This window comes from Streptomyces sp. CA-210063 (assembly GCF_024612015.1).
Lineage (GTDB): Bacteria > Actinomycetota > Actinomycetes > Streptomycetales > Streptomycetaceae > Streptomyces.
Map to the genome: position 1 here is coordinate 6,131,922 of NZ_CP102512.1, position 21,610 is coordinate 6,153,531.

The window sequence follows — 21,610 nt, forward strand, 5'->3', positions numbered from 1 at the left end:
GGGTCGCGTCGTACGGAGTCGTACGTACGGCCTCATCGCCCCGCGCGAGCCTGCGGCTCCCGAACCGGGTCCTGGGGTCCCTACGGTTGGTCCGGTGCCGGCGGTGCAAGCGGTGCTGTGGAACGTGTGGAGCGTGTGGAACGTCTGGTGCGGTCGGCGTCAGGCCCGCGGCTCTGGGCCCGGCACCTCACACCTCCGTGCCTCAGTCCTCCGTGCCTCAGTGCGCCACGACGCGTGCCATGGAGCCGCGGCGTGGCTGCATCGGAACGCCGCGTGCGGGTTCCGGTGCGGGTGGCCTGGCGCCGGGGGCGGCCTGACGGCCGGTCGGTGCCGGGCTGCGGCGTGGCTGCGCGGCCACGCCGTTCTGCACGTCCATGACGGCGTGGGCCACCAGGCCGCCCATGGGGTCGTGCCGGATCAGGTCCCGCAGCCGGGAGCGGGACGAGCGTCCCTCGTTCCCCGGATACAGGTGCTTGCCGAGGCCGACCGCGTGCGCCAGGGCGGCGAGCGCCGCGGTCCGCGGGTCCGGCGGGACGCCGGTGCGGATCGCGGAGTCCAGCCGGGCTCGGATCTCCCGGCTGATCTCGGTCTGACTCGCCTGATAGCGAGTCGTCGGCAGCACTCCGCACATCTGGCCCGCCACGGCATGCACCATGCCGCACCGCTCCAGATGCGAGAGGTAGGTCTGGCGGAGCCCGAGACGCGGCCCGCCAATCCAGTTGACCGCCCGTACGGGAGCGCCACGCCTTCGCAGCAACTCCAACGCGCAGTCCAGTGTTGGATCTCCAGTCGGCCGTGGGGACACCACGGCGATACGATCCCCGTCCGGGGCTATCCGTCCGGCCAGCGCCAGCTCCACTAGCTGTGCTCCGGCCAGACCAAGGTCGAGCGACTGCGGCTGTGCGGTGGTACCCGTGGCCGGGTCCAGCGCCAGCAGTAGAAGCTCTTCCGGAATACTTCTGCGGCTCCTGCCCATCCATGCCTCCCCGCGTGGATGAATGACAGGGTGACCCCTCTCACATTGGTCTGTCGAGAGTGCGTGACCGGAATGTAGTGGAACCAGTAGCTATGTCGTTCTCGTCTACCGCAGGGGTTAAGCCCGCACACAGGACACTGGTACATGGTTCGGACAGCGGCGAGGCGCGGTGGTGCGCGCGGTGACTAGTGTCCGGGCGGCGGGTTTTCACGGATTTCGGATTCACGTTCGGTTGGGCGCGCGCTCCTAGGACGGGCGGCGCGCGGGAGGAGGCATCGGTGGCGGGCACGTCCCCCGACAGGTCGAAGCGGTACGAGTCGTCGACGGGGTCGACGTCGGGGAGCGAGGCGCCGATCCCGGACGCCCCGGCCCCCGGAGCCACCGGCTCCCTCCCGGGCCAGTCCTCCGGCTCCACCGAGCCAACCCCTGACCCCCGCATCTCGATGTCCCGCGAACCGGCCCCAAAAGTCGACCAGGCAACGGCGGTCTTCTCCCGGCGGGCACTCCTCGAGGCGACCGAGACGGCCGAGGCGTCCAAGGCGTCCAAGGCTGAGGCTCTGAGGCCGACCGGGGCGGAGGACGCCGACGGGGTGGGCACCGAGGGGGCGCGGGCCAAGGGGTCGGGGGCCGAGAGGGCTGGGACTGCTGGGCCGGGAACCGGCGAGGCAGGCTCCGCCGAGCCGGGGACCGTTGGGTCGTTGACCGGCAAGTCGGGGGCCGCTGGGGCTGGGACCGGCAAGTCGGGGGCCGCTGGGGCTGGGACCGGCAAGTCGGAGGCCGCTGGGCCGGGGACCGGTGAGTCGGAGACAGGCCGGGGCGATGCTGCGGACGGCGAGGGCTCGGATGCCGGGCGATCGGACGCCGACGGGTCGGACGCCGACTCGGGCGGCGGTGACGGGGCTGACGAGGCCGCAGAGGGCTCGGGCGGCGCCTCTGGCGGCGACGCTGGGGTGCAGGCCGGCAGTGAGGCCGACGCCGACGCCGAGGAGTTGAGCGGGGACGAGCCGGGCGGGGCGGACGAGGCTGTGGAGGGCTTGGACGGTGCCTCTGGCGGCGACGCTGGGGTGCGGGCCGGCAGTGAGGCCGACGCCGACGCCGAGGAGTTGAGCGGGGACGAGCCGGGCGGGGCTGACGAGGCTGTGGAGGGCTTGGACGGTGCCTCTGGCGGCGACGCGGGGGCGCGGGCCGGCAGCGACGCCGACGAGGTCGAGCCGAGCGGGGACGACGAGGCTGCCGAAGCTGGGCCGGAGGCCGGGGCTGAGGCCGGGGGCGGTGACGCTGACCCGCGCGTGCGGGGTGCCGTCGCGCCCACCCGTGCCGCCCCAGCGGCACGACTGCCCGCAGTTGGGGCGGGGGAGGAAGCGGACTCCGAGGAGGACGTGGAAACCCAGGACGACGCCGAACCCGAGGCTGCTCAGGAGCCCGACGCCGAGCCGAAGGCGGCCACGGCACCCGGCTCCGCCGTCGGCACCGAGCCGAAGACCGCCACAGCGCCCGGCTCCGCCGCTGACAAGGGGCCTGGCGAGGAGGGCGAGAGCGCACCCGCCTCCGCCTCCGCAGACGTACGGCCCGGCGCCGCCGACGACGGGACGGACCCCCGTTCCGCCGATGGGACGCACCCCCGTTCCGCCGACGCGGCGGATCCCCGTTCCGCCCTCGACGCACGGCCCGGCGCCGCCGTCGACGCGGCGGGCCCCGGTTTCGCCGTCGACGCGCGGGCCGGCGCTGTTGACGAGTCGGCGTCCGGTACCGGCGGCGGTTCGGACGTCGGCGATCCTGTGGTGGACGATGGGCCGGAAGTCGCTGACGACGAGCCGGAAGCCGCCGACGGTGAGGACGTTCCACAGGGGCCACCCGCAGGTGACGACGAAAGTCGCACGGGTGGTGCGGGTGGGGAGTCGGGGGGCGATGGCGGAGCCGAGGCGGATCGGCCGGTCGACCAGCCGACCGCGATCTTCCGGGCTCCCCGGCCGCCCGCTGTGGATCAGCCCACCACCATGCTCAAGCTGGGGGGCGGGGCAGCCAAGCCCGCCGAGGACGCCGAGGGTGACGAGGGTGACGACGCTGACGCCGCGCCTCCCGTCGAGCGCACCAGCAAATTCGTAGCGCTCAAGTCCCTGGACGAACCCACCGCGCCCAAGCCCCCGGAGGGCCCCGCCGCCCTCAGCCCGGCGGAGGCGACGCGGGCCATTCCTCAGGTGGGGCCGGAGCGCACCACGCAGCAGCCGCTGCCGCCGAAGCCGCCGCTGGATCTCCTGGCGGAGCTGACGAACACACCGCCGCCCCGGCAGACCCCCGTGCGGACGGTCATCCGCCGGGTCAAGATCTGGACGCCGCTGGCGATCCTGCTGGCGATCGTGTTTGCGGTCGTACAGGCTGTGCGCCCGCTCCCGACCCCGACGCTCGCGCTGACGACCGACGCGTCGTACGCCTTCGAGGGCGAGAAGGTCTCCCTCCCCTGGCCCGGCGAGGGCCAGGGCTGGATGGACGTCAACGGCATCGGCACGGTGGACAGCTTCGGCGAGCAGAAGCCCGTGGCCATCGGCTCCGTCGCCAAGGCGATGACCGCGTACGTCATCCTCAAGGAACACCCGATGAAGGTCGGCTCGAAGGGCGCGACGATCCCGGTCGACGCGAAGGCGGAGACCGAGGGCGGATACGACGAGGACGGCAAGGGCGAGTCCACGCTCAACACCGTCAAGGAGGGCGACAAGCTCACCCAGTACGACGCGATCGCGGCCATCATGATTCCGTCCGCGAACAACATCGCGCGGCTGCTCGCCCGTTGGGACAGCAACGGTTCCGAGGAGGAGTTCGTCAAGAAGATGAACGCCGCCGCCAAGGACCTCGGCATGACCAACACCACGTACACCGACCCCTCCGGGCTGAAGGAGACGACGGTCTCCACCGCCGAGGACCAGGTCAAGCTCGGCAACGCGCTGGTACAGATGAAGGCCCTCACCGACATCACCAAGCTGCCCGAGTGGACGGACCCCTCAGGCCTGAAACACCGGAACTACAACACCCTCGTCCCGTACGACAACGCCATCGGCATCAAGACCGGCTCCACCACGGCCGCCGGCGGCAACCTGCTCTTCGCGGCCACGAAGGAGGTCGGCGGTGAGACGGTGATCGTCGTCGGCGCGATCCTCGGGCAGCACACGCCGCCGATCATCGACACGGTCAACGCGGTCAGCAAGACGGCCATGGTCGCCGCCCAGGACGCCCTGACCTCCAGCACGATCCTGAAGAAGGGCGACGTCGTCGGATATGTCGACGACGGGCTCGGCGGACAGACCCCGGTCGTGGTCACGAAGGACGTCTCGGCGGTCGGCTGGGCCGGCAAGACCGTCAAGCTCGAACTCGACCCGAGCGAGTCCATCCCGAACGAGGCGAAGACGGGCACCGAGGTGGGCTCCCTGACCGTCGGCGACGGTTCCGGCGACGGCGTCGTGGTACCGGTCGCCCTCCAGAAGGACCTCACCGAACCCGGCTTCGGCACGAGGCTGACCCGAGTGAGCTGACCACCGCGGTACGGCAGCACGAACCGAACAGGGCGGCACGAACGGAAGAGGGCGGCACGAACGGAAGAGGCGCCCCTCCAGGCCACCGAGCCAGGAGGGGCGCCTCTTCCGTTCGTGAGGGCGTGCCCTACGGCTCCGCCTTCTCGTCCGCTTCCTTCTCGCACTCCAGCGCCGTCGTCCGTGAAGGCCCCCCGTACTGGGAGCTGATGCGGACGTCCCCCGCCTCGTGGACCGTCAGACGGGTGAACTCGGTGAGGTCGCCGTCGGACTCGCGGTCGGCGGTGAGGCAGCCGTTGTCGGCCCAGAGCCAGGGGGAGTAGGCGACGCGGACGATGACCTCGCCGGGCTCCGGCATATGGACGACGAGGTTGGCGCCGTCGGCGCTCACGACGGAGGCCGGCTCGTCGACCAGCGGGGTCGCGTTCTTCACCCGGTAGATCTTCCAGTTGGCGTCCTGCCAGACGGGCTCCAGATAGTCCGGCCCGCTGGTCACCAGGGCGTGTTCGAGCTCGGCGGGCCCGTCCGGCTCGCCGTTGACGAGGACGACGAAGCCGACGGCCCACTGGGAGAGCCAGGCCTTGTAGGCGGCCGGGGTGAAGGCGCCCTCGGGCACCTCCGTCCCGCCGTGGCCCTCGTAGAAGAGACGGCCGCGTTCGACGTCGGCCTGCCGGTTCCAGCCGCGCGCCATGTTGATGTACGGGGCGAGGATGGCAGCCTCGCGGTGGTCGCGGGCCGGTACCACCTCGACGCGGGTCTTCCAGGCGCCGAGCCGCTTCAGTTCGTTCACGACACCGTCGGTCTTCACGGCCCACTCGGGCACCTTGGTGTTGGTGACGATGTCGGCGGTCGTCTTGCCGGTCAGCCAGGTCACGGAGAACACCAGGGCCACCGCGCCGGCCACGATCCGCCGCCGGGGGGTGAACCAGGACAGCGGCAGCCGGGAGTCGTCCGTGCGTGCCTGGCCCCGGTGCAGGCAGATCGCCAGGGCGGCCGCCGGGCCCGCGAGCTCCAGGAGGCGTTCGACGTTGGTGCCGATGGGGGTGGGGATCAGATAGCAGAGGACCACGCCGAGCGCGTAGATCGCGGCGCTCAGGCGGAGCACCCGCCAGGCGCTCGGCGCGACCAGCACGACCAGGGAGCACAGCACGACTGGCGGCCATATCCGGCTGAAGGCCATGGGCTGCTCGCCCTCGAAGGGGAACAGCACGGTGGTGACGGCGACGACGGTCACCGGCGGCACGAGCAGCGCCGCCGCCCGGCCCCACTCGCGGCACAGCAGATACGCGGCGCCGACCACGAGGAGGAACAGCCCGGCGACGGGGCTCCCCATCGTGGACAGCGTCGCGCACACCGCCGCCACGGCGAACCGCCACCGGCCGCGCCCGCTCAGCACGGCGACCAGGGCCCCCATCGCGAAGGCCGTGCCCAGCATGAACGTGGAGCGCCCCGACACCACCTGGCACCACAGGGAGAACGTCGCCGCCAGCGCGATCGGCACCGGCTTGCGTACGCCCGTGCGGGTGACGACCATGCCGGCGAGCCAGGAGGCGGAGAGCCCCGACACCAGCGTGACCGGGACGACGCCGCACACCGCCATCAGATACGGCGAGAGCACGCTGTAGTTCGCCGCGTGCAGTCCGCCGTACCAGAACAGGTTGACCGCGGAGTCCGGGTACGTCTTCGCGAACTCCGCCCACGCCACCTGGGCCGCCAGATCGCCACCACCGGTCGCGAAGACCGCCCACCACACGAAGTACAGCGGCAGGGCGCACAGGGCGGCCAGGAGGGGCACTCGGTGGCGCTCGCGCCACGGCTCGCGCGTCGGCGACGGTTCGTCGGCGCGCGAGACGGGTCGCCGTGGGGTCAGTTCGGCAAAGGCCACTGCGGCTCTTCCGTTCCGTTCGACTCGTGCGGGCGGGTGCGGGTCTTCACAGACGTCTTCCCAGACGTTCTCCGTGTGTTGAGGTAGACGCTAATCACTCACTGACAGTTGGCCGACAGGACGTGTGCGATCCGCTGCGGCCGTAGGGAAACCCCTACGGCCGCAGCGGCCACGGCTGTGTCAGGGTCAGGATGCGACCGGGAACGCCACGTCGCACACCGGGTCCTCGGGGCCCGCCGCGTCCCAGTCCGCGAAGTAGATCTCGCGGCACGGGCCGACGACCTCCAGCCCCTGCCCGGCGATCCACCGCTCGACCGCCTCGAAGGCCGCGAGGATCTGCGGATGCGCCACCTGGGCCTTGGTGATCCGGGTGTACACCAGCCGCCCCGCCGGCTCGACGCGCACCTCGGTCTCCCAGGCCCGCCCGTGCTCGGCCGCCCACGCCCGGGCGGCACCCTCGTCCGCCACCGGCACACACGACTCGGCGGGGCCGTCGCTCTCCATGGACACCTCGGAGTGGTACACCACGAACGGCGCCCCGGTGGTTCCGCCGCAGACCGCCGCACCCTCCTCCAGCCGCCCCAGCGACGCCCCGATCCACGCCGGCAACTCGTCCGCCAGGGTGTGCCTCGACTGGGTCAACAGCACCTGCGGCGCCGTATCGACCGTTTCGACGACAAACTTCCCATATGTCTCGTCCATGCCGTTCACTCCAGGGTCCCTTCCCGACAACCGTCCACGGAGGTAGGCGACAAGGGTCCGCTGGGACGCGAACCGTTCCTCGGCCCCGGCCCAGTACGCGGCGAGCCGGTCGGCGGCCAGGGTGCCGTCCAGTTCGACGGCGTCCACGATCTCGGCGATCCGCGCGAGAGGCATGTCGAGCTGCCGCAACAGGGCCACCAGACGGGCACGCTCGACCTGGTCGGTCCGGTAGTACCGGTAGCCGTTCACCTCGTCGACGTACGCCGGTGTGAGCAGCCCCAGCCGGTCGTACAGTCGCAGCGCCTTCGCCGACAGCCGCGCGCGGGCGGCGAAGGCGCCGATGGTGAGCAGGTCGTCCATGTCCGGCGGGTCCACTGGGTCCACTGGGTCCACTGGGTCCACTGGGTTCACTGGGTTCACTGGGCCATCCTCCGTCGCCGGGCGCCTTCCGCCCGGCGAGAAGGACGGTGCCCCTTACCCCAGGGGCAAGGTCAACGGCGGCCCGCCGGGCGTCAGCCGAGGGCCTTCTCCACGGCGGCGACCAGCTCCGCCGACTCGGGTTCGGTCTGCGGGGAGAAGCGGGCGACGACCGAGCCGTCGCGGCCGATCAGGAACTTCTCGAAGTTCCAGCGGATGTCACCGGTGTGGCCCTCGGCGTCCGCGTGGCCCACCAGACGCTCGTACAGCGTGTGCCGTCCCTCCCCGTTGACCTCGACCTTCTCGGTCATCGGGAAGGTCACGCCGTACGTCGCCGAGCAGAACTCCGCGATCTCCTCGGCCGAGCCCGGCTCCTGCCCCATGAACTGGTTGCACGGCACCCCGAGCACGGTGAAGCCCTGCGCGGCGTAGCGCGCGTGCAGCGCTTCCAGGCCCGTGTACTGGGGGGTGAGACCGCACTTGGAGGCCACGTTCACCACGAGAACGGCCTGCCCGGCGTACTGGGCGAGGTCCGCGGAACCGCCCTTCAGGGCATCGATCTCTACGTCGAGGACGGAGGTGCCAGCGTTGTCTGTAGTCATAAGCGGATGCTATCTCCGGAAGAGGTTTCGCCCCCGCCGCCCCTACCCGTCCCATCCCTGGGGGCTGCGCCCCCAGACCCCCCTTGTCGGCCTTCGGCCTCGTTCTCCGTGTCCTCAAACGCCGGGCGGGCTGAAGGGGTGGCCGCCGGACGGGTTGAAGGGGTGGCCGTCGGACGGGCTGAAGGGGTGGCCGCCGGATCGGCTGACGGGGCGGTCGTCGGACGGGTTGAAGGGGTGGCCGTCGGACGGGTTGAAGGGGTGGCCGTCGGACGGGCTGAAGGGGTGGCCGCCGGATCGGCTGACGGGGCGGTCGTCGGACGGGTTGAAGGGGTGGCCGCCGGACGGGTTGAAGCGGTCGCCGTCGGACGGGCTGACGGGGTGGCCGTCGGATGGGCTGACGGGGTGGCCCGCACCAGTACCTCCCCTGCCGCTGTCCGTGCGTACAGCACCGATCGTCCGGCCCGGCCGCGCCGTACCAGCCCGGCGTCCAGCAGCACCTTCAGGTGACGGCCGACGGAGCCCAGCCGCTGCCCGGTCACGGCGCACAGGTGCGTGGTGCTCATGGGGGAGTCGAGGAGGACGAGGACCCGGGCGCGGGCCTCACCGAGGAGCGGGCCGAGGGCGGCGGGTACGGCCGTCGTGCCGTTGCCGTTGCCGTCGGCGTCGGCGAGGACGCCCGAGCACGGGTACACGACCGCGTACCGCTGCCCCTCCTCCCACGCCACCCACCCGGTGCGCTGCGGGGTGACCGGCACGAAGACCAGCCGCGCGCCGGAGATCTCCCGAGGTGGGTACTCATGGAGATTGACCTGGAGCCGGTTCTCCCCGAGCCACCGCATCCCCGGCCGCATCGCGTCCAGCACGGCCGCCCACCCGCCCTGCCCCAACTGCGCGGTCCGGGCGAGCACGTCGGCCTCCAGTACGCGCCGCCGCCGCTCCCAGTACGGACGTACGGTCTCCTCCCAGACGAAGGTCAGGAGGTCGGCCGCGCGGGCGGGGAGGTCGTCCCGGTGCAGGGCGGCGGGCAGGGGGCCGCGCAGGGAGACGGTGAGGTGGGCGCGGGCGGCCGCGGGATCGGCGTCCCGGACCCGGGCGATCTCGTCCGCGAAGGTCTCGTCCTCGCGGGGCGTGGGGGTCAGGAAGTCGGCGATCCACTTCTGGCCGAGCCCGGAGCGGATCAGCAGGGCGGTGAGGGGGCGGCGGGCCAACTCGGCTCGGTACGCCGGTAGATGGGCCGTCAGCCAGGTCCGCTCACCGGGGTGCGTTCCCGTCCCGGCGTGCAGCATCTTCAGGCTCGCGAACGTCTCGGCGAGCGGTGAGACGACGAAACGGCTGCCCGCGAGGGTGTCGGCGTTGACCTGCCACCAGCCCACCTGGACACCTCCGGGGTTCGGCGCGAGCTCGTCTCGGCTTTCGCGTGTGCGCGAAACATTACGGTGGACGGGTGGCGGCCCCGAGGGTCATTGCCCATGCGCAGTTACCAAGCCCTGTTCCGCACAAGGGAGTTCACGACTCTCTTCCTCTCCTCCACCTTTCAGGTCGCCGCCTCCACGATCGGCGGCCTGGCCCTCGGCACCTCCGTCTACGAGGCGACCGGCTCCCCGCTCCTGTCCGCCCTCAGCATGTTCGGCCCGTCCCTCGCCCAGGTGGTCGGCGCGACGACCCTGCTCTCGGCGGCGGACCGGCTGCCGCCGAGAGCGACGATGACGGGCCTGGCCGTGGTCTTCGCGGCGAGTACGGCGGTGTTGGCGCTGCCCGGTCTGCCCCTGTGGACGGTCTTCGCGGTGATCGCGGCCCAGGGCCTGGTCGCGTCGCTCGGCGGCGGAGTCCGCTGGGGCCTGCTGAACGAGATCCTCCCGAAGGACGGCTATCTGCTCGGCCGCTCGGTGTTCAACATGATGCACGGGGTCACGCAGATCGCCGGGTACGCGACCGGCGGCGCCCTGGTGGCGTTCCTGTCCCCGGCGGTCACGCTGCTGGTGGCGGCGGCCCTGTACGCGACGGCCGCCCTCTGTTCCTTCGCGGGCCTGACCCGTCGCGCCCCGCGCGCCTCCGGCCGCCCGTCCGTCGCCGAGACCTGGCGCACGAACGCCCTCCTCTGGTCGTCGGCCCCACGTCGCCGCCTCTACCTCGGCCTGTGGATCCCCAACGGTCTCGTCGTCGGCTGCGAGTCCCTGTTCGTCGCGTACGCCCCCGACCGCGCCGGCCTGCTCTTCGCCTGCGCGGCGCTCGGCATGCTGGCGGGCGATGTGACGGTCGGCCGCCTCCTCCCGCCCGGGCTGCGGGCCCGCCTCGCCACGCCCCTTCTGCTGCTCCTGGCCGGCCCGTACCTGCTGTTCGTCCTCGACCCACCCACTCCCGTGGCAGCCGTCTGCGCGACCCTCGCCTCCGTCGGCTTCGGCGCGAGCCTGGTCCAGCAACAGCACCTCCTGACCCTGACCCCACCCGAACTCACCGGCCACGCGCTGGGGTTGCACTCCGCGGGGATGCTCACGCTGCAGGGCGTGAGCGCGGGGCTGGCGGGCGGTGTGGCCCAACTGACCTCGCCGGGGGCGGCGATGACGGTGATGGCGGGGGCGTCGGTGGCGGTGACGCTGGGGCTGTGGGCGGCGGGGCGAGATGAGAGGACAGGGCTCACGTCACCGGCGTGTACGTCTTGATGGCCTGTTCGTAGCTGGAGTGATGCGCTATGGGTACGGGTACCCGGCTACACCAGCCCAAGGATGATGCGCACGCACTCTTCCACACGCCGCATCTCGCCCGGGTCCAGCAGGCCGAGACGCCGCCGAAGCCTTGGTTTGTCCACGGTGTGCAGGTCGGTGCAGTTCACGTACGACTCGTCGTACTTGGTCACCCCGCAGTCACGACCGATCGGAACGTGGGTGGAGGTGGGGCCACTCGTTCCGGTGATCACGGCGACAGTCAGCGCCGACAGCGGTTCGGCAATGCGGTTCACCGTGAGTACGACCACCGGATGCGGGCCGACGGGGCTGGGGAGGGCGCAACCCCACACCTCGCCCCTCAGGGCGGAGCCGATGTTCACCACTCGGTCTCGTCCGCTGCCGCCAGTTCGTCCGCCGTCGCGGGCAGAACGCCAGAGGGAGTCGGAGCCTGGGCGCCCTGGTAGAAGTCGCGGATCTCCTGCGAGGCGGCAACCTCGGTCGCCTCGCGAGAGAGCAGCCGAAGCCCTTCGCGCAAGGCGTCGGAGAGCGAGTGCAGCTTGAGGGTCTGCATCACCTGTTGCAGATCCGCCAGCTCATCCGGGCGCAGCCGCACCTGGGCCACGCTCGTCGCACCACTGCCGCCCTGCTGTTGGCGCGCCTGTGAGGTCGAGGCCGCGGTCGGTGTGCGCCTCCTGGGTGTGGCACCGGAGGCCCGGCTCTTCTTTTCGGTCTTCGGAACCATTCCTACCTCCCTTCCCATTGTGTATGACAAATGTCGTACAACCAGTGTCATCCTCGTGTCTCGGCTGGTCAAGAGCGAATGAGTCATGGCTCAGCCAGCCGCCCGAAGCTGGTCATGGGATCGGCAGTCCCGGCAACGGCTGTCTCCCGCCGAGCGGAACCCCCGGTCGCAACCGTCGCAGTTCCGCATGCGCCCGACCGCCGGACGTACTGCGGGTTCCGCGCGCTCCATGCTTCTGGCCGGTGCGGGCAGGGGCGTCTCCTTGAGCCGGTAGGCGAGGATGCCCGCCGGGCGGACCAGGAGGTCGTCCGGGAGTCCTGCGGTGAGGTGGTCCGTGATCTGTGTGGGCAGGAGGCCTGCCGCGAGCCACCGGGTGACGGCCGGGGCGAGACGGACGGCTTCCCGCGCGGACAGGACGAGGCGGGGGTCGACCCGGCGCAGGGAGGCGAGTACGGCGATGGCCTGCGGGTCGGCGTCGGCGAGCGGGATCGGTGTCTCCGCCTCGGCCTGGACGGGCGCGGCCACCGTTTCCTCCACGGCTGCGGCTGCGGGCTGCTTCCGGGGCCGACGAGGCTTGGGCGGCTCCGGAGGCCCGTCCGGGTCCGGATCCAGGTCCGGACCGCCGCCGGGGACGTCATAGAAGTACGTGCGGGTGCGGATCTGCCCGGTGGGCAGTCGCTCGCGGCGGCGCTCCAGGTATCCGGCCTCTTCGAGTTCCCTGAGCGCCCGCGAGATGAGGATCTCGCCCTCGCTGAAGTGCTCGCACAGGGCGGCGATGCTCACGGGGGTGCCGGTGGGCAGGGAGAGGATGTACACCGCGACGCCGACCGTGACCGCGCTGCCGCGCCGCTGGGCGAGGGCGTTGGAGATCACGGTGAAGTCGGCCGTGAGGCGGGTCCGTACGTGGATCACGCCGGAGGTCGGAGCTCCGGCGTCGGCGCGCAGGCGCGCGTTAGACTGCGGGTCAGCCATCGGGAAGGTGCTTTCTTCCTGATCGGTCAGGCCCTCGATCGGGACGGCAATCCCGGCCGGGGGCCGTATCTGTTTGCGGTTGTCGCGGCGAACGTAACCGCCCGTGTCCCGCGCCTGCAAGCCGGTCACTCGGACGGGTGACGGAGGGCTTCCCGGCCAGGGAGGGTGGGTGGGCGGGTAGTTCTTTCCCCCGGTTCTTTGGGGAGGTCAGTGGCCCGCCGGACCCTCGCGGACAAGGGCCCGGTGAACCCGGAAGGCGGACGGCGGCCGGGGCCCGGCCGCCTCAGGGACGGTGGTGCCCGGCCTTCAACTCGCCTATGAAGGCGGCCCAGGTGGCGGTGTCGAAATACAGCGCCGGACCGTGCGGGACCTTGCTGTCACGGACCGGGACGACGGCCCCTCGGAACTGGTCGGCCACCTCCACGCAGTCGCCCCCCGCCTGATTGCTGTAGCTGCTCTTGCGCCAGGCGGCGCCGTTCAGATCGGGACGGGAGATTCGAGCCACGGTAGTTGCCCTCCATCGTGGACCGGATCATGTCGAGTGACATGAGCGGGGGCAGGGCTGCCGCCCGCAGCCGATCGTAAATCACCTTGTAGCGACTGACGTTGGCTGGTTCCTCGATGAGCCGGCCGTAGTCCGAACCCTCTGTGTAGGCCACTTCTGAGCCGTCCGGCAGGGTCAGGATCGTCAGCGAGCCGCCCATCGCCTCGTGTCCGCCTTGGTCGAACGGCAGTACCTGCACGGTGATGTGACGCTCCGCCGCAGCGTCGAGCAGTCGCGCCAACTGCTTCCGCATCACGGCATGGCCGCCGATCGGACGCCTCAGTACCGCCTCATCCAGGATCACGCACAGCTCCGGCCGGTCGGGCGAACTCAGCCGCTGCTGACGTCCCATACGGGCTGCGACGCGCTCCTCCAACTGCTCTTCGCCGTCCAACAGAGCGTCCAGGCTGAGAACGGCCCGCGCGTAGTCCTCCGTCTGCAACAGACCCGGCACCACGTGAGCGGCGTACTGCCTGACGGCCACCGCCCGCGCCGAGTACTCCATGAACTTCCGCGACCAGTCCGGAAACGCCTCCCGGTACACGTACGGCCACAACTCGACCAGCAGGTCGTCCGCGCCGAGGGCCGCGTCCAGCGCACGCGCCAGCTCCAGCGTCGGCTTCGCTCCGGACGCCCGCTCGATCTGCGTGATCCGGGTGCTCACCACGTGCGTCCTGTCGCCGAGTTCGGCCTGGGTGAGTCCGGCCGCCGTACGGAGCCTGCGCACCCGCGCGCCGAACAGCGCCGCCATCGACGCGCTGGGGTCAATTCCATTGGCCAAAGCGTCACTTCCGTTCCTTACGGCCTGAAAAGTAAGGCTGTGTCACCTGTCGAGCGTAGGGCGATCGGACGACTCTTGAGCACGGAACGTGACGAATCGTGTACGTCGCGGGATGCCTCAGCTCGACAGACAAGGACGGACCAGCCGTGCTGACAGGAACGACCGCCGTGGGAGACGAGTCGCGTGAACTCCCCTCAATCACCGAGCAGTTCGTCTCCTCACCGCGAGGTGCGCAACACGCCCGACGTCTCGCCGTCCGGTGCATGGAGGAGTGGGGCTACCCGCCCGCGTCGGACGTGTCGTGCACGGTCGCCCTCGTCGTCGGCGAACTCGCGGCGAACGCCGTACAGCACGGCCGAGTCCCCGGACGCGACTTCGGCCTCCGGCTCGCCCTCGACGCGGCTGCGGGCCTGGTTCGTATCGAGGTCGCGGACGCCGCCTCCGCGAAGCGGCCGCCCACGGCCCCGCCCTCGTCGTACCCCCAGGGTGAGTCAGGTCGAGGGCTACTCCTGGTGGACGCCCTGGCCGTGCGCTGGGGGTCGGTTCCCCGTCGCCCCGTGGGCAAGACGGTATGGGCGGATGTGCCCATCGAGGCATCAACTCACCTGTAGAGGCTGAGATCTGCGATAACCCAGGTTATCGCTGAAAAAGGGATGTGAATCGCATCAGGTGCGAGAACTCGCCTCTCCGTGAGAGGAGGTGCCGGAGCAGGCAGGTTGCGGCCACGCGTCACGCGGACCGGCCGTACACAGACCCCTTGAGCTGCGCCACAGCACCCCGCGCGACCTGCCAGGACCTCGGTGGCCTATGAGTCCCTGCGCAGGTCAGCGGGCGCCTACGATCTGTGACCTCGCAGGAAACCAATGCCGGGTCCTCGATAACTACGGGCAGTCGTAGCGGTATGTGAATGGACGCCCGGGGCAAGTGTGGCACTCGAAAAGGTACACACCACCCAGGTCACCCAGCACCAGGCCCGGCCCCTCGTAAGGCGTGGGGCCCTCTTCGACTGGAGTCCAGGCGTGCCCGGACACGGCATCGGCTTCGGTGCTCTCCACTGTCAGCAGGTGTTCCATGCGATTCCCGCATCCAGCGCAGTCAGGCCACTCTGGGTCCTGGCACCAGCCGGGGTATCCGACCAGCTTTGTGCCGGGCGCGGTGGAGAGGTGGCTCTGGTAATCCCAGCCCGTCTCCTGGTCCAGTTCCAGGAATCGGAACTCCAACTCGTCCCACATGTCGTCATGCAGGTCCCAGTAGGGGTACTCCGTCACCAGCTCCGGATGTACTACGCAAGGACGCGGGACGTAGTTCTCCCACCTCTCAGCTGGGGTTGGCGGCGCATCCAGCATCTTCCGGACCGCGTCAGCCTTCCGCCATTGGACGTGCGGAACGACCCAGCGGAAGCCGCTGTGCTTCCGTGGGCACCACAGGACTTGGAGCAGATCGCATCCGTCGGGAAACGGGACGATGTCAGGAACGCCGCTGCGGTAGATCTGCACGACCGGCACCATCGGCGACCTCTCGTGCTCGGGGCAGAGCGGCCAGGCCTCCTCGGCTGGCCACAGCAGCGGGCCTCCGACCGAGCTGTCTCGGCACGTCGGCTCACCTGCACGCGGGTGAAGCCTCACAGTCTCCTTCCGGAGGGGCGCCACCTCAGGAAACAACTGCTCAACGTCCACTGGGCGCGGCGGGGTATGACGGGTCACGTCGACAGGCTACGAGAGGACAGCCGCCCGGTCCCGCGCGTTCTGCGGAGGAGGCCACCCAGTGAACGCGACGATCCGTCAGTTGCTCAACACCGCCGGACTGCTCCTCGCGGACGTAGGCGGCCCTACCACGGCCGGGCCCGTCACGGTCCTACCCGCTTCGCCCACGGTGCTCACCGCCACCACGGCGAGTCGGTGCCGGGGCGCGGCCTTCGCGCTGCGGGCCGCGCTGGAAGGTGCGGTCGTCGACCGCCTCACCGTCCACGGCGCACCGCGCGCGATCTGCGAGGGCTCGAAGCGACCGTGTCCCTCCGGCTCCACCAATTCTGTGACCGGGGAAGCGGTCACCGGCCGCAGCGGCGGCTCGCGGGGCGCCGCAGGACGGACGAGGACTCGTGCATGCCTCTCCGGGTGAGGCACCGTCGCCGACCCGTAGGAGACGGGCTCCTTGCCCTGGCCTCACCCGAACTCACCGGGCGCGGCGATGACAGTGATGGCGGGGGCGTCGGTGGTGGTGACGCTGGGGCTGTGGATGCCGGCCCGCCGCTCCCGACCCGTCTCCCACCAGTCTCCCACCCGTCTCCCGCCCGTCCTGACCGGACAGGGCGGGAGCGGGTTGCCCCTCCTCGATCGGCACGAGGGGCACGGCCTCCCGGACTGGAAGGTTTCGGCGCTCGGAGCGCCCGCGTGCCCATGATGCGACGTGGCGCCGGAACGGACGCCCGGAGAACCGGGAACTTCGCCCCGAAAGCCTGCACTGCCAGACGTTTTACGGCTGATGTGCGCCAGGAGGCGGTACCGTGCGCGCTGTCGCGGGGCGGCCGCATTGTTCCGCGATTCCCGGATGCCATGGCGTGAGGGTGAGTGGGCCCAGCATGCTGACGTCCGGCTCCCCGACGACGCGTCGGCACCGCTGAGGGGGGCCTCTCGGACGTACGTATGTGGCTTGGAAGGTACCGATGTCCAGAAGGCAAGTCTTATCCGTCCTCGTGCTGTTGACGGTCCTCGGGTGGAGCGTGGTGCTGGCCGCCGTCGGCGAGACGGCCGCGGCCGCCGCCGTGGTCCCCACGCTCGTACTGAGCGCGGAGCAGGTTGTGACGGCGTTGACCGGCATGACACGAGCGGGCGTGGCGAACGGCGAACGACTGCGCGTGGCGGATGACCAGGAGCGCGTCGGGTGACCCCGCCGTCCCTGTCGCGGCGGCCCGGAGGGGGCGCGCCGGCGGGTAAGCCGGGCCGGAAGCTGGGGCCGATAGCGGAGGGCGTGGGCACGGCCCACCGCGCCTGGCTGGAGCCCCTGCGGATCCGGTTCCTGGCGAGCGGCCTGACGATCGGCGAGCTGAGCGACCGGTCGGGCTGGGCGAAGTCGAAGATCTCCGAACTGCTGCGCGGCACGGGACGTTACCCGCGCTGGGAGATCACCTACGGCCTGCTGGACGTCCTCGACGTACCGACCTGGCCGATGCGGCGGCTGTGGATGGCCGCCGCGCTGGAGGCGCAGAAGAAGCCGGACTGGATAGACGGCTGCATCCAGAGCCGTCATGGCAGCCAGAACCCGCACCGGAGGGCGGCCCTGTCGACCGGGCCCGCCGTACCCCCGTTGGAGCATCAGGCGTTCACCGAACTCAACCGCTCCGCCTATCTCGCCTACGCCCGGCTCTTCGTGAGCGAGGAGGAGGCGCGTGAGGTGGTCGCGGAAACGTTTGACGTGCTGTGGTTCCGGTGGGACGAGGCGCTGGCCAGTTCCGACGTGGTGCCGTTCGCGTGGTCGGTGCTGCGCAAGAGCGTGATGGCCCGGGCCTGTCATGTGGACGGCTGCCCCGAGCTGGCCCGTACCGCGTTCGACACGGTCGCGCTGAGCGTGCTGTCGACCCCAGCGGCGCGGTTCGCGCAGATCGAGGAGTCGATGGCCCTGTTCAAGGCCATCAGCCGGCTGCCCGCGCACCAGTTGGACGTCATGGTCCTCACGTACCTGCGCGGCATGGACCACGCCGCCGTGGCCGACGTCCTGGGCGTCCCGATCGCCTCGGTCCACACGGCCGACCGCTACGCCCGAAAGACCCTGACCGCCGCGCTCCACCCCCAGAACGACCTGGGAGAGACCCCAGAATGATCCCCACCCCGATAACTCCGATGTCCCCGATCGACGAACTTCTGGCCCGGGCCCTCCTCCTGGACGAGCCGGCCGTCCCGCACGACATAGTGCCCGGCGCTCCCTGCCGGGCCCCCGGCGGCGGACAGCGTGACGGCACGAGCGCCATGGCCGCCCGCGATCTGCGCACCCTGTGCGAGACGGTGCTGGCCCACACCACACCGGACTCCCTCCAGGATTTCGTCACCGAGCACCTGCCGGAACCGCCCGGCGCGCGCGTCCTCGGCTGCGTCCTCCAACTCGCCGACGCCGAGGACAGCGCCCGCTCCTGGTGGCAGTACGCGGCCGGCGCCGGCGACGACCTCGCCTCGTACTGCCTCTACCTCCAGCACCTGGTCCTGGGCGACGCGGAGGCGGCCGCCTGGTGGCGCGAGCAGACGAAGATCGGCACCCGCCCGGCCCCCGAGTTCCTGCTGGCCGTCCCGGACCCGGGCGTCCCGACCGCGTACGACGCCAGCTTCCCCACGGTCCTGCGCGCCCTCACCCACCTCGACCGCACCGCCACGCCCCGGACGGAGCTGGTCGACGCGGTCATGCACTACGTCCCCGGAGCCGTCGCCCTCGGCTACGTCGACAACCCGGACTTCGAACTCCCTCTACCGGGCCCCGACTTCGCGGAACACATGAGCGTATTGCTGGCCGCCGCGTCGGCCGCGGGGGCCTGGCTGGAGCCACCCCGCCCACGCCGGGCGGCGGCCCCCCGACTGCCCCGCCGCCACCCCGACGCCCGCACCGAGCCGACGGCCCATGGATGAAGCCCGAGCGCACGCGTCCCCATGCGCCGTCAACGCTGTCGGCGCCTTCACGGGGTGGCGGTCAAGTGGCTCGCGAGTCTCAGCGACACGCCGTGAACGCGGTGTGTCGCTGAGACTGAGAAGCCAGTTGCCGGTCACCTGGCGGGATTCGCCAACAGCAACGGAACAAGTACGGGCGGGCCACCGGAGGTCCACACGTGGGTCAGCGCGCGGCCCCGGCCCTTGGCGTCCAGATGGACGGCGTGGACGTGGGGACCGGCACCACGATCTCGACCGAGCGCTGCCGGACGCCTCCCGCGTTCATTTCGTTCATGGCAGCGACTGTCGAGGCCGCTTCTGGGGCGACGCTGAGCGAGTACTGAGGGAAGAATGAGAATCAGAGAACTCACAGCTTCCCCACAGCCGACAGGCTCAGGACTCACAGGGCTGCCGCGCGGACGACGGTTCAGCCGCCCGTACGGCCGCCGCGCGGCCCGTGGATTCAGGACTGGTACGGCTGCTGCTGCGACTGCCCGTTGTACTGACCGGCCTGGCCGCCCGCGCCCTGTGCCTGGAGGCGTTCCGCCTGCTCCGCGTCCACCTTCTGCTCGGCGCCGCAGAAGGTGCACTGCGTCTGGTACTTGGTCGAGATCGGGAACAGCGGCACGAAGAACAGCGTGAACTTCGTGACCCGCTTCCTGAGCGTGTGCGCGGCGGGGTTCCCGCACCGACCGCACACCAGCGTCAGTATCGCCAGCTGGTACAGGTATCCCTTGGTGCCAAAGATGATCACGATCTCGGTCCTTCCCGGGTGGTGCCTACCGGCACAGTGCACACACTGCCATCAAGTGTGCCCGTCCCTCACTGCTTCACGTCGCCGGTGAAGATCGCTCACCCCGTGACGACGAGCGGCGTCGCCCACCCCGTGACTGATCGCGATCGCGTCCGGGCCCTAGCTAGCTGTGGGGAAGCATCAGGGACGAGTCGGCGTGCAGTGTGACCCGCACCGGTACGAAGTCGACGGCGTCCACCCGGGGCGTGCCGGTGCCGGGACCGCGGGCGTAGCGCGGATGGGCGCCGCCGCTGACCTGCCAGCGGACGCGATGGCCGGGCAGGAAACGGTGGGCGGTGACGCTCATCGGCACGACGACCTCCGAGGGCGCCTCCCCCTTCGTCCGCAGGCGGGCCAACCCGTCGCAGAGGTTGGTGGAGCGGCCCTGCGGATCCACGTCGCACAGGCGGACGAAGACATCGGCGTACCCGGTGTCGGTGGAAACGCTCAGCCGCGCGGAGACCGGGCCCAGGACGTCGAGGGGTTCGGTGAGCGGCGGGCCGGTGAACGTCAGGACGTCCTCCCGGCTCTCCAGCGACCTGTTGTCGCGAGGGCCGGCGGTGCGGGAGAGCAGGGGCCCGCCGAGGGAAGGTGTGGGGTCGGCGGGGTCGTAGCGGAAGGACGCCACCGGTGCGGAGGCGGCGGGAGTCGTGGCGCCGCCGGGAGTCGTGGCGCCGCCGGGAAGGGCGGGCGCCTGCCGGGTGAGTCGGCCGTCCGGCGTCGGGAACCACGAGGTGGTCGTGGCGGGGGCGGGCGGCCAGTCGGCGAGGTCGCGCCAGGCGTCCTCGCCGCCGACGTGCACGCGTACGGCGGTCGGTCGCAGGCCGGCGGGCTCGCCGCACAGATGCGCACGCAGCCAGGCGAGGCTCTCGGCGAACACCTCGGGCCAGCCCTGCTGCAGTGCGGAGGTGTGGGTCCAGGGGCCGACGAGCAGGGCGGACTCGCGGCCGGCCCGCCGGAGCCGGGTGTACTGCTCGAAGGTCTGGTCGGCCAGGGCGTCGTACCACCCGGTGATCAGGCTGGTGGGGACCGTCAGCCGCTCGGCCGCCTCCGCCAGGGACGCGCCGCTCCAGTACGGGTCACCGGCGTCCGGGTGCGTCATCACCTCGTCCAGCCACGTCACGTCCCCGAGCGCGGACGCGTACGCCCCGCGCAGCGGCTCCGCGGCGACGATGGAACGCAGTCGGCGCTGCAGGCGCAGTGTCGCTCGCGCGAAGGGGGCGACGCCGCGGTGCTGGTACTGCATGCCCGCGCCGACCACGAGGGCGTTCTCCAGCAGGAGGGCGCCGTCCGTGTGGAACAGGGCGTACGGGTCGTGCAGCCCCACCTGCACCACCATGGCCTTCAGCTCCGGCGGCGGATCCAGGGCGAGGGCCCACTGCACATGTCCCAGGTAGCTCGGGCCGACCGTCCCCAGCGTTCCGCCGAACCACGGCCGCGCGCGCAGCCAGGAGACCGTGGCCAGGTCGTCGGCGGCCTCGTTGCGCCACAGGTCGAAGACGCCGCCCGAGCCGCCGGTGCCGCGGCAGCTCTGCAGGACCACGTGGAAGCCCTGTTCGGCGAAGAGCAGGCCGTACATGGTCGACCACGTCAGCGGCGAACTGTCCACCACGGACGCCCCGACCGGCGACTGGCGCGCCGACCTGAAGCGCATCGCCCACCTCCAGCGTGCTCTCATGCTCCGGCACCCCTGGCTGCCCGCCGCCGTCTCCACCCGCCGCACCCTCGGCCCCAACACCCTGGCCTTCCTGGAGTACGCCCCCGCCGCGCTACGGCCCACCGGACTGGACGGCACGGCGAAACTGGAGGTCTTCGCCCAGCTCACCGCGTTCGTGGCCGGACACGTCGCCCACGAGATCACCCAGGCGGCCACCGCCCAGTCCCCCGACCGGGCCGCGGCCGAGGCCGGCTATCTCGCCGCCGTCGCCGCGGACGGCCACCACCCCGAACTCGCCGAAGTCCTCTCCGCCCCCGGCCGCCCCCTCACCCCCGAAGCCACCTTCACCCGCTTCCTCAACCGCCTGATCGACGGCCTGACGACCACCTGACGCCCAGTCCTCTCCTGTCCTGCGTCGCGGTCACAGTCTCCTGGCCTCTGATGTGAGGGCGGCGCAACTGAAGTCCCCACGGGGCCTAACAGGTCGGAAACCGGCCGCTACGGCGGTCGGACTACCGTCGAGCCATGAGGGTGTGGACGCCATCCCGACCACTGCGCGGCAAGCTCGGCGCGATCGGCAAGGGCAGTCGTGGCAAGGGCGGTTCAGGACGCCGCGAGGGTGGCCGAACGACTCCCGACGACCGAACGACTCCCGACGACCGGGCGGCCCCTGACGACCGGGCGGCCCCGGGCGACCGAACGGCCCCCGGCGACCGATCGACTTCCC

17 protein-coding genes and 3 pseudogenes are annotated in these 21,610 nt (G+C 71.2%); 8 read left to right on the top strand and 12 right to left on the bottom strand.

The genetic code is table 11. The annotated features are described in order from the left end of the window. Positions 1-217: 217 nt before the first annotated feature. Positions 218-976, bottom strand: coding sequence for a GOLPH3/VPS74 family protein (locus JIX56_RS26835; RefSeq protein ID WP_257544290.1), 759 nt, complete (start codon positions 974-976; stop codon positions 218-220). Positions 977-1,254: 278 nt separating this feature from the next. Here JIX56_RS26835 and JIX56_RS26840 point away from each other — a divergent pair, with 278 nt between their 5' ends. Then, on the top strand, positions 1,255-4,500 hold the full coding sequence (locus tag JIX56_RS26840; protein ID WP_257544291.1) for a D-alanyl-D-alanine carboxypeptidase: 3,246 nt from the start codon (positions 1,255-1,257) through the stop codon (positions 4,498-4,500). Between the two features lie 127 nt (positions 4,501-4,627). On the opposite strand, the gene JIX56_RS26845 is transcribed toward JIX56_RS26840, so the two are convergent. The 4 genes and pseudogenes from JIX56_RS26845 to JIX56_RS26860 form a co-directional block, all read right to left on the bottom strand. Continuing rightward, positions 4,628-6,292, bottom strand: a complete 1,665-nt coding sequence (locus JIX56_RS26845; RefSeq protein WP_257551130.1) for a hypothetical protein — start codon at positions 6,290-6,292, stop codon at positions 4,628-4,630. Between the two features lie 276 nt (positions 6,293-6,568). Next, positions 6,569-7,444: a MerR family transcriptional regulator gene (locus JIX56_RS26850; RefSeq protein WP_257551131.1), complete on the bottom strand. Its 876-nt coding sequence runs from the start codon at positions 7,442-7,444 to the stop codon at positions 6,569-6,571. A gap of 152 nt (positions 7,445-7,596) precedes the next feature. Then, on the bottom strand, positions 7,597-8,103 hold the full coding sequence (locus JIX56_RS26855) for a glutathione peroxidase (RefSeq protein WP_257544293.1): 507 nt from the start codon (positions 8,101-8,103) through the stop codon (positions 7,597-7,599). A 404-nt stretch (positions 8,104-8,507) separates the two neighbouring features. Continuing rightward, positions 8,508-9,476 (bottom strand): annotated as a pseudogene (locus JIX56_RS26860) (DUF5937 family protein); the annotation flags it as partial. A 96-nt stretch (positions 9,477-9,572) separates the two neighbouring features. On the opposite strand from JIX56_RS26860, the gene JIX56_RS26865 reads away from it, so the two are divergent. Then, positions 9,573-10,763, top strand: coding sequence for an MFS transporter (locus tag JIX56_RS26865; RefSeq protein WP_257544295.1), 1,191 nt, complete (start codon positions 9,573-9,575; stop codon positions 10,761-10,763). 47 nt (positions 10,764-10,810) lie between these two features. On the opposite strand, the gene JIX56_RS26870 is transcribed toward JIX56_RS26865, so the two are convergent. The 5 genes from JIX56_RS26870 to JIX56_RS26890 form a co-directional block, all read right to left on the bottom strand. Beyond that, positions 10,811-11,146: a type II toxin-antitoxin system PemK/MazF family toxin gene (locus JIX56_RS26870; RefSeq protein ID WP_257544297.1), complete on the bottom strand. Its 336-nt coding sequence runs from the start codon at positions 11,144-11,146 to the stop codon at positions 10,811-10,813. Beyond that, a complete protein-coding gene (locus JIX56_RS26875; RefSeq protein ID WP_257544299.1) occupies positions 11,143-11,508 on the bottom strand; it encodes a hypothetical protein in 366 nt (121 codons plus the stop codon). Before JIX56_RS26875 ends, JIX56_RS26870 begins: the two co-directional genes overlap by 4 nt. A gap of 90 nt (positions 11,509-11,598) precedes the next feature. Continuing rightward, on the bottom strand, positions 11,599-12,480 hold the full coding sequence (locus JIX56_RS26880; protein ID WP_257544300.1) for a hypothetical protein: 882 nt from the start codon (positions 12,478-12,480) through the stop codon (positions 11,599-11,601). A gap of 283 nt (positions 12,481-12,763) precedes the next feature. Further along, positions 12,764-12,904: a DUF397 domain-containing protein gene (locus JIX56_RS26885; protein WP_306819881.1), complete on the bottom strand. Its 141-nt coding sequence runs from the start codon at positions 12,902-12,904 to the stop codon at positions 12,764-12,766. Next, positions 12,858-13,775: a helix-turn-helix domain-containing protein gene (locus tag JIX56_RS26890; RefSeq protein WP_257551132.1), complete on the bottom strand. Its 918-nt coding sequence runs from the start codon at positions 13,773-13,775 to the stop codon at positions 12,858-12,860. The genes JIX56_RS26885 and JIX56_RS26890 overlap by 47 nt, the downstream gene beginning before the upstream one ends. A 176-nt stretch (positions 13,776-13,951) precedes the next feature. Between JIX56_RS26890 and JIX56_RS26895 the strand changes: the two genes are divergently transcribed. The 5 genes from JIX56_RS26895 to JIX56_RS26915 all read left to right on the top strand — a co-directional run bounded on the left by JIX56_RS26895 (position 13,952) and on the right by JIX56_RS26915 (position 18,415). After that, positions 13,952-14,416, top strand: a complete 465-nt coding sequence (locus tag JIX56_RS26895) for an ATP-binding protein (protein WP_443031886.1) — start codon at positions 13,952-13,954, stop codon at positions 14,414-14,416. Between the two features lie 1,153 nt (positions 14,417-15,569). Then, positions 15,570-15,923, top strand: a complete 354-nt coding sequence (locus tag JIX56_RS26900) for a hypothetical protein (RefSeq protein ID WP_257544303.1) — start codon at positions 15,570-15,572, stop codon at positions 15,921-15,923. 544 nt (positions 15,924-16,467) lie between these two features. Then, positions 16,468-16,689, top strand: coding sequence for a hypothetical protein (locus JIX56_RS26905; protein WP_257544305.1), 222 nt, complete (start codon positions 16,468-16,470; stop codon positions 16,687-16,689). Next, on the top strand, positions 16,686-17,621 hold the full coding sequence (locus JIX56_RS26910; RefSeq protein WP_257544307.1) for a sigma factor-like helix-turn-helix DNA-binding protein: 936 nt from the start codon (positions 16,686-16,688) through the stop codon (positions 17,619-17,621). Before JIX56_RS26905 ends, JIX56_RS26910 begins: the two co-directional genes overlap by 4 nt. Positions 17,622-17,641: 20 nt before the next feature. Further along, positions 17,642-18,415, top strand: coding sequence for a hypothetical protein (locus tag JIX56_RS26915; RefSeq protein WP_257544308.1), 774 nt, complete (start codon positions 17,642-17,644; stop codon positions 18,413-18,415). A 481-nt stretch (positions 18,416-18,896) separates the two neighbouring features. On the opposite strand, the gene JIX56_RS26920 is transcribed toward JIX56_RS26915, so the two are convergent. Together JIX56_RS26920 and JIX56_RS26925 are read right to left on the bottom strand one after the other, a co-directional pair. Beyond that, the gene (locus JIX56_RS26920; protein WP_257551134.1) at positions 18,897-19,190 is read right to left on the bottom strand and encodes a zinc ribbon domain-containing protein; all 294 of its coding nucleotides are present in this window, start codon (positions 19,188-19,190) and stop codon (positions 18,897-18,899) included. Between the two features lie 160 nt (positions 19,191-19,350). Beyond that, positions 19,351-20,820 (bottom strand): annotated as a pseudogene (locus tag JIX56_RS26925) (CocE/NonD family hydrolase); the annotation flags it as partial. On the opposite strand from JIX56_RS26925, the pseudogene JIX56_RS26930 reads away from it, so the two are divergent. Continuing rightward, positions 20,804-21,274: pseudogene (locus JIX56_RS26930) on the top strand (TetR/AcrR family transcriptional regulator C-terminal domain-containing protein); the annotation flags it as partial. The pseudogenes JIX56_RS26925 and JIX56_RS26930 overlap by 17 nt on opposite strands. Between the last annotated feature and the right edge of the window lie 336 nt (positions 21,275-21,610).

Excerpts from the sequence above, each read along its gene's own strand:
- JIX56_RS26835 (WP_257544290.1), bottom strand. The coding sequence starts at position 976 with ATGGGCAGGAGCCGCAGAAGTATTCCGGAAGAGCTTCTACTGCTGGCG.
- JIX56_RS26905 (WP_257544305.1), top strand. The coding sequence starts at position 16,468 with ATGTCCAGAAGGCAAGTCTTATCCGTCCTCGTGCTGTTGACGGTCCTC.
- JIX56_RS26850 (WP_257551131.1), bottom strand. The coding sequence starts at position 7,444 with ATGGACGACCTGCTCACCATCGGCGCCTTCGCCGCCCGCGCGCGGCTG.
- JIX56_RS26890 (WP_257551132.1), bottom strand. The coding sequence starts at position 13,775 with ATGGCGGCGCTGTTCGGCGCGCGGGTGCGCAGGCTCCGTACGGCGGCC.
- JIX56_RS26855 (WP_257544293.1), bottom strand. The coding sequence starts at position 8,103 with ATGACTACAGACAACGCTGGCACCTCCGTCCTCGACGTAGAGATCGAT.
- JIX56_RS26880 (WP_257544300.1), bottom strand. The coding sequence starts at position 12,480 with ATGGCTGACCCGCAGTCTAACGCGCGCCTGCGCGCCGACGCCGGAGCT.
- JIX56_RS26875 (WP_257544299.1), bottom strand. The coding sequence starts at position 11,508 with ATGGTTCCGAAGACCGAAAAGAAGAGCCGGGCCTCCGGTGCCACACCC.
- JIX56_RS26865 (WP_257544295.1), top strand. The coding sequence starts at position 9,573 with ATGCGCAGTTACCAAGCCCTGTTCCGCACAAGGGAGTTCACGACTCTC.
- JIX56_RS26915 (WP_257544308.1), top strand. The coding sequence starts at position 17,642 with ATGTCCCCGATCGACGAACTTCTGGCCCGGGCCCTCCTCCTGGACGAG.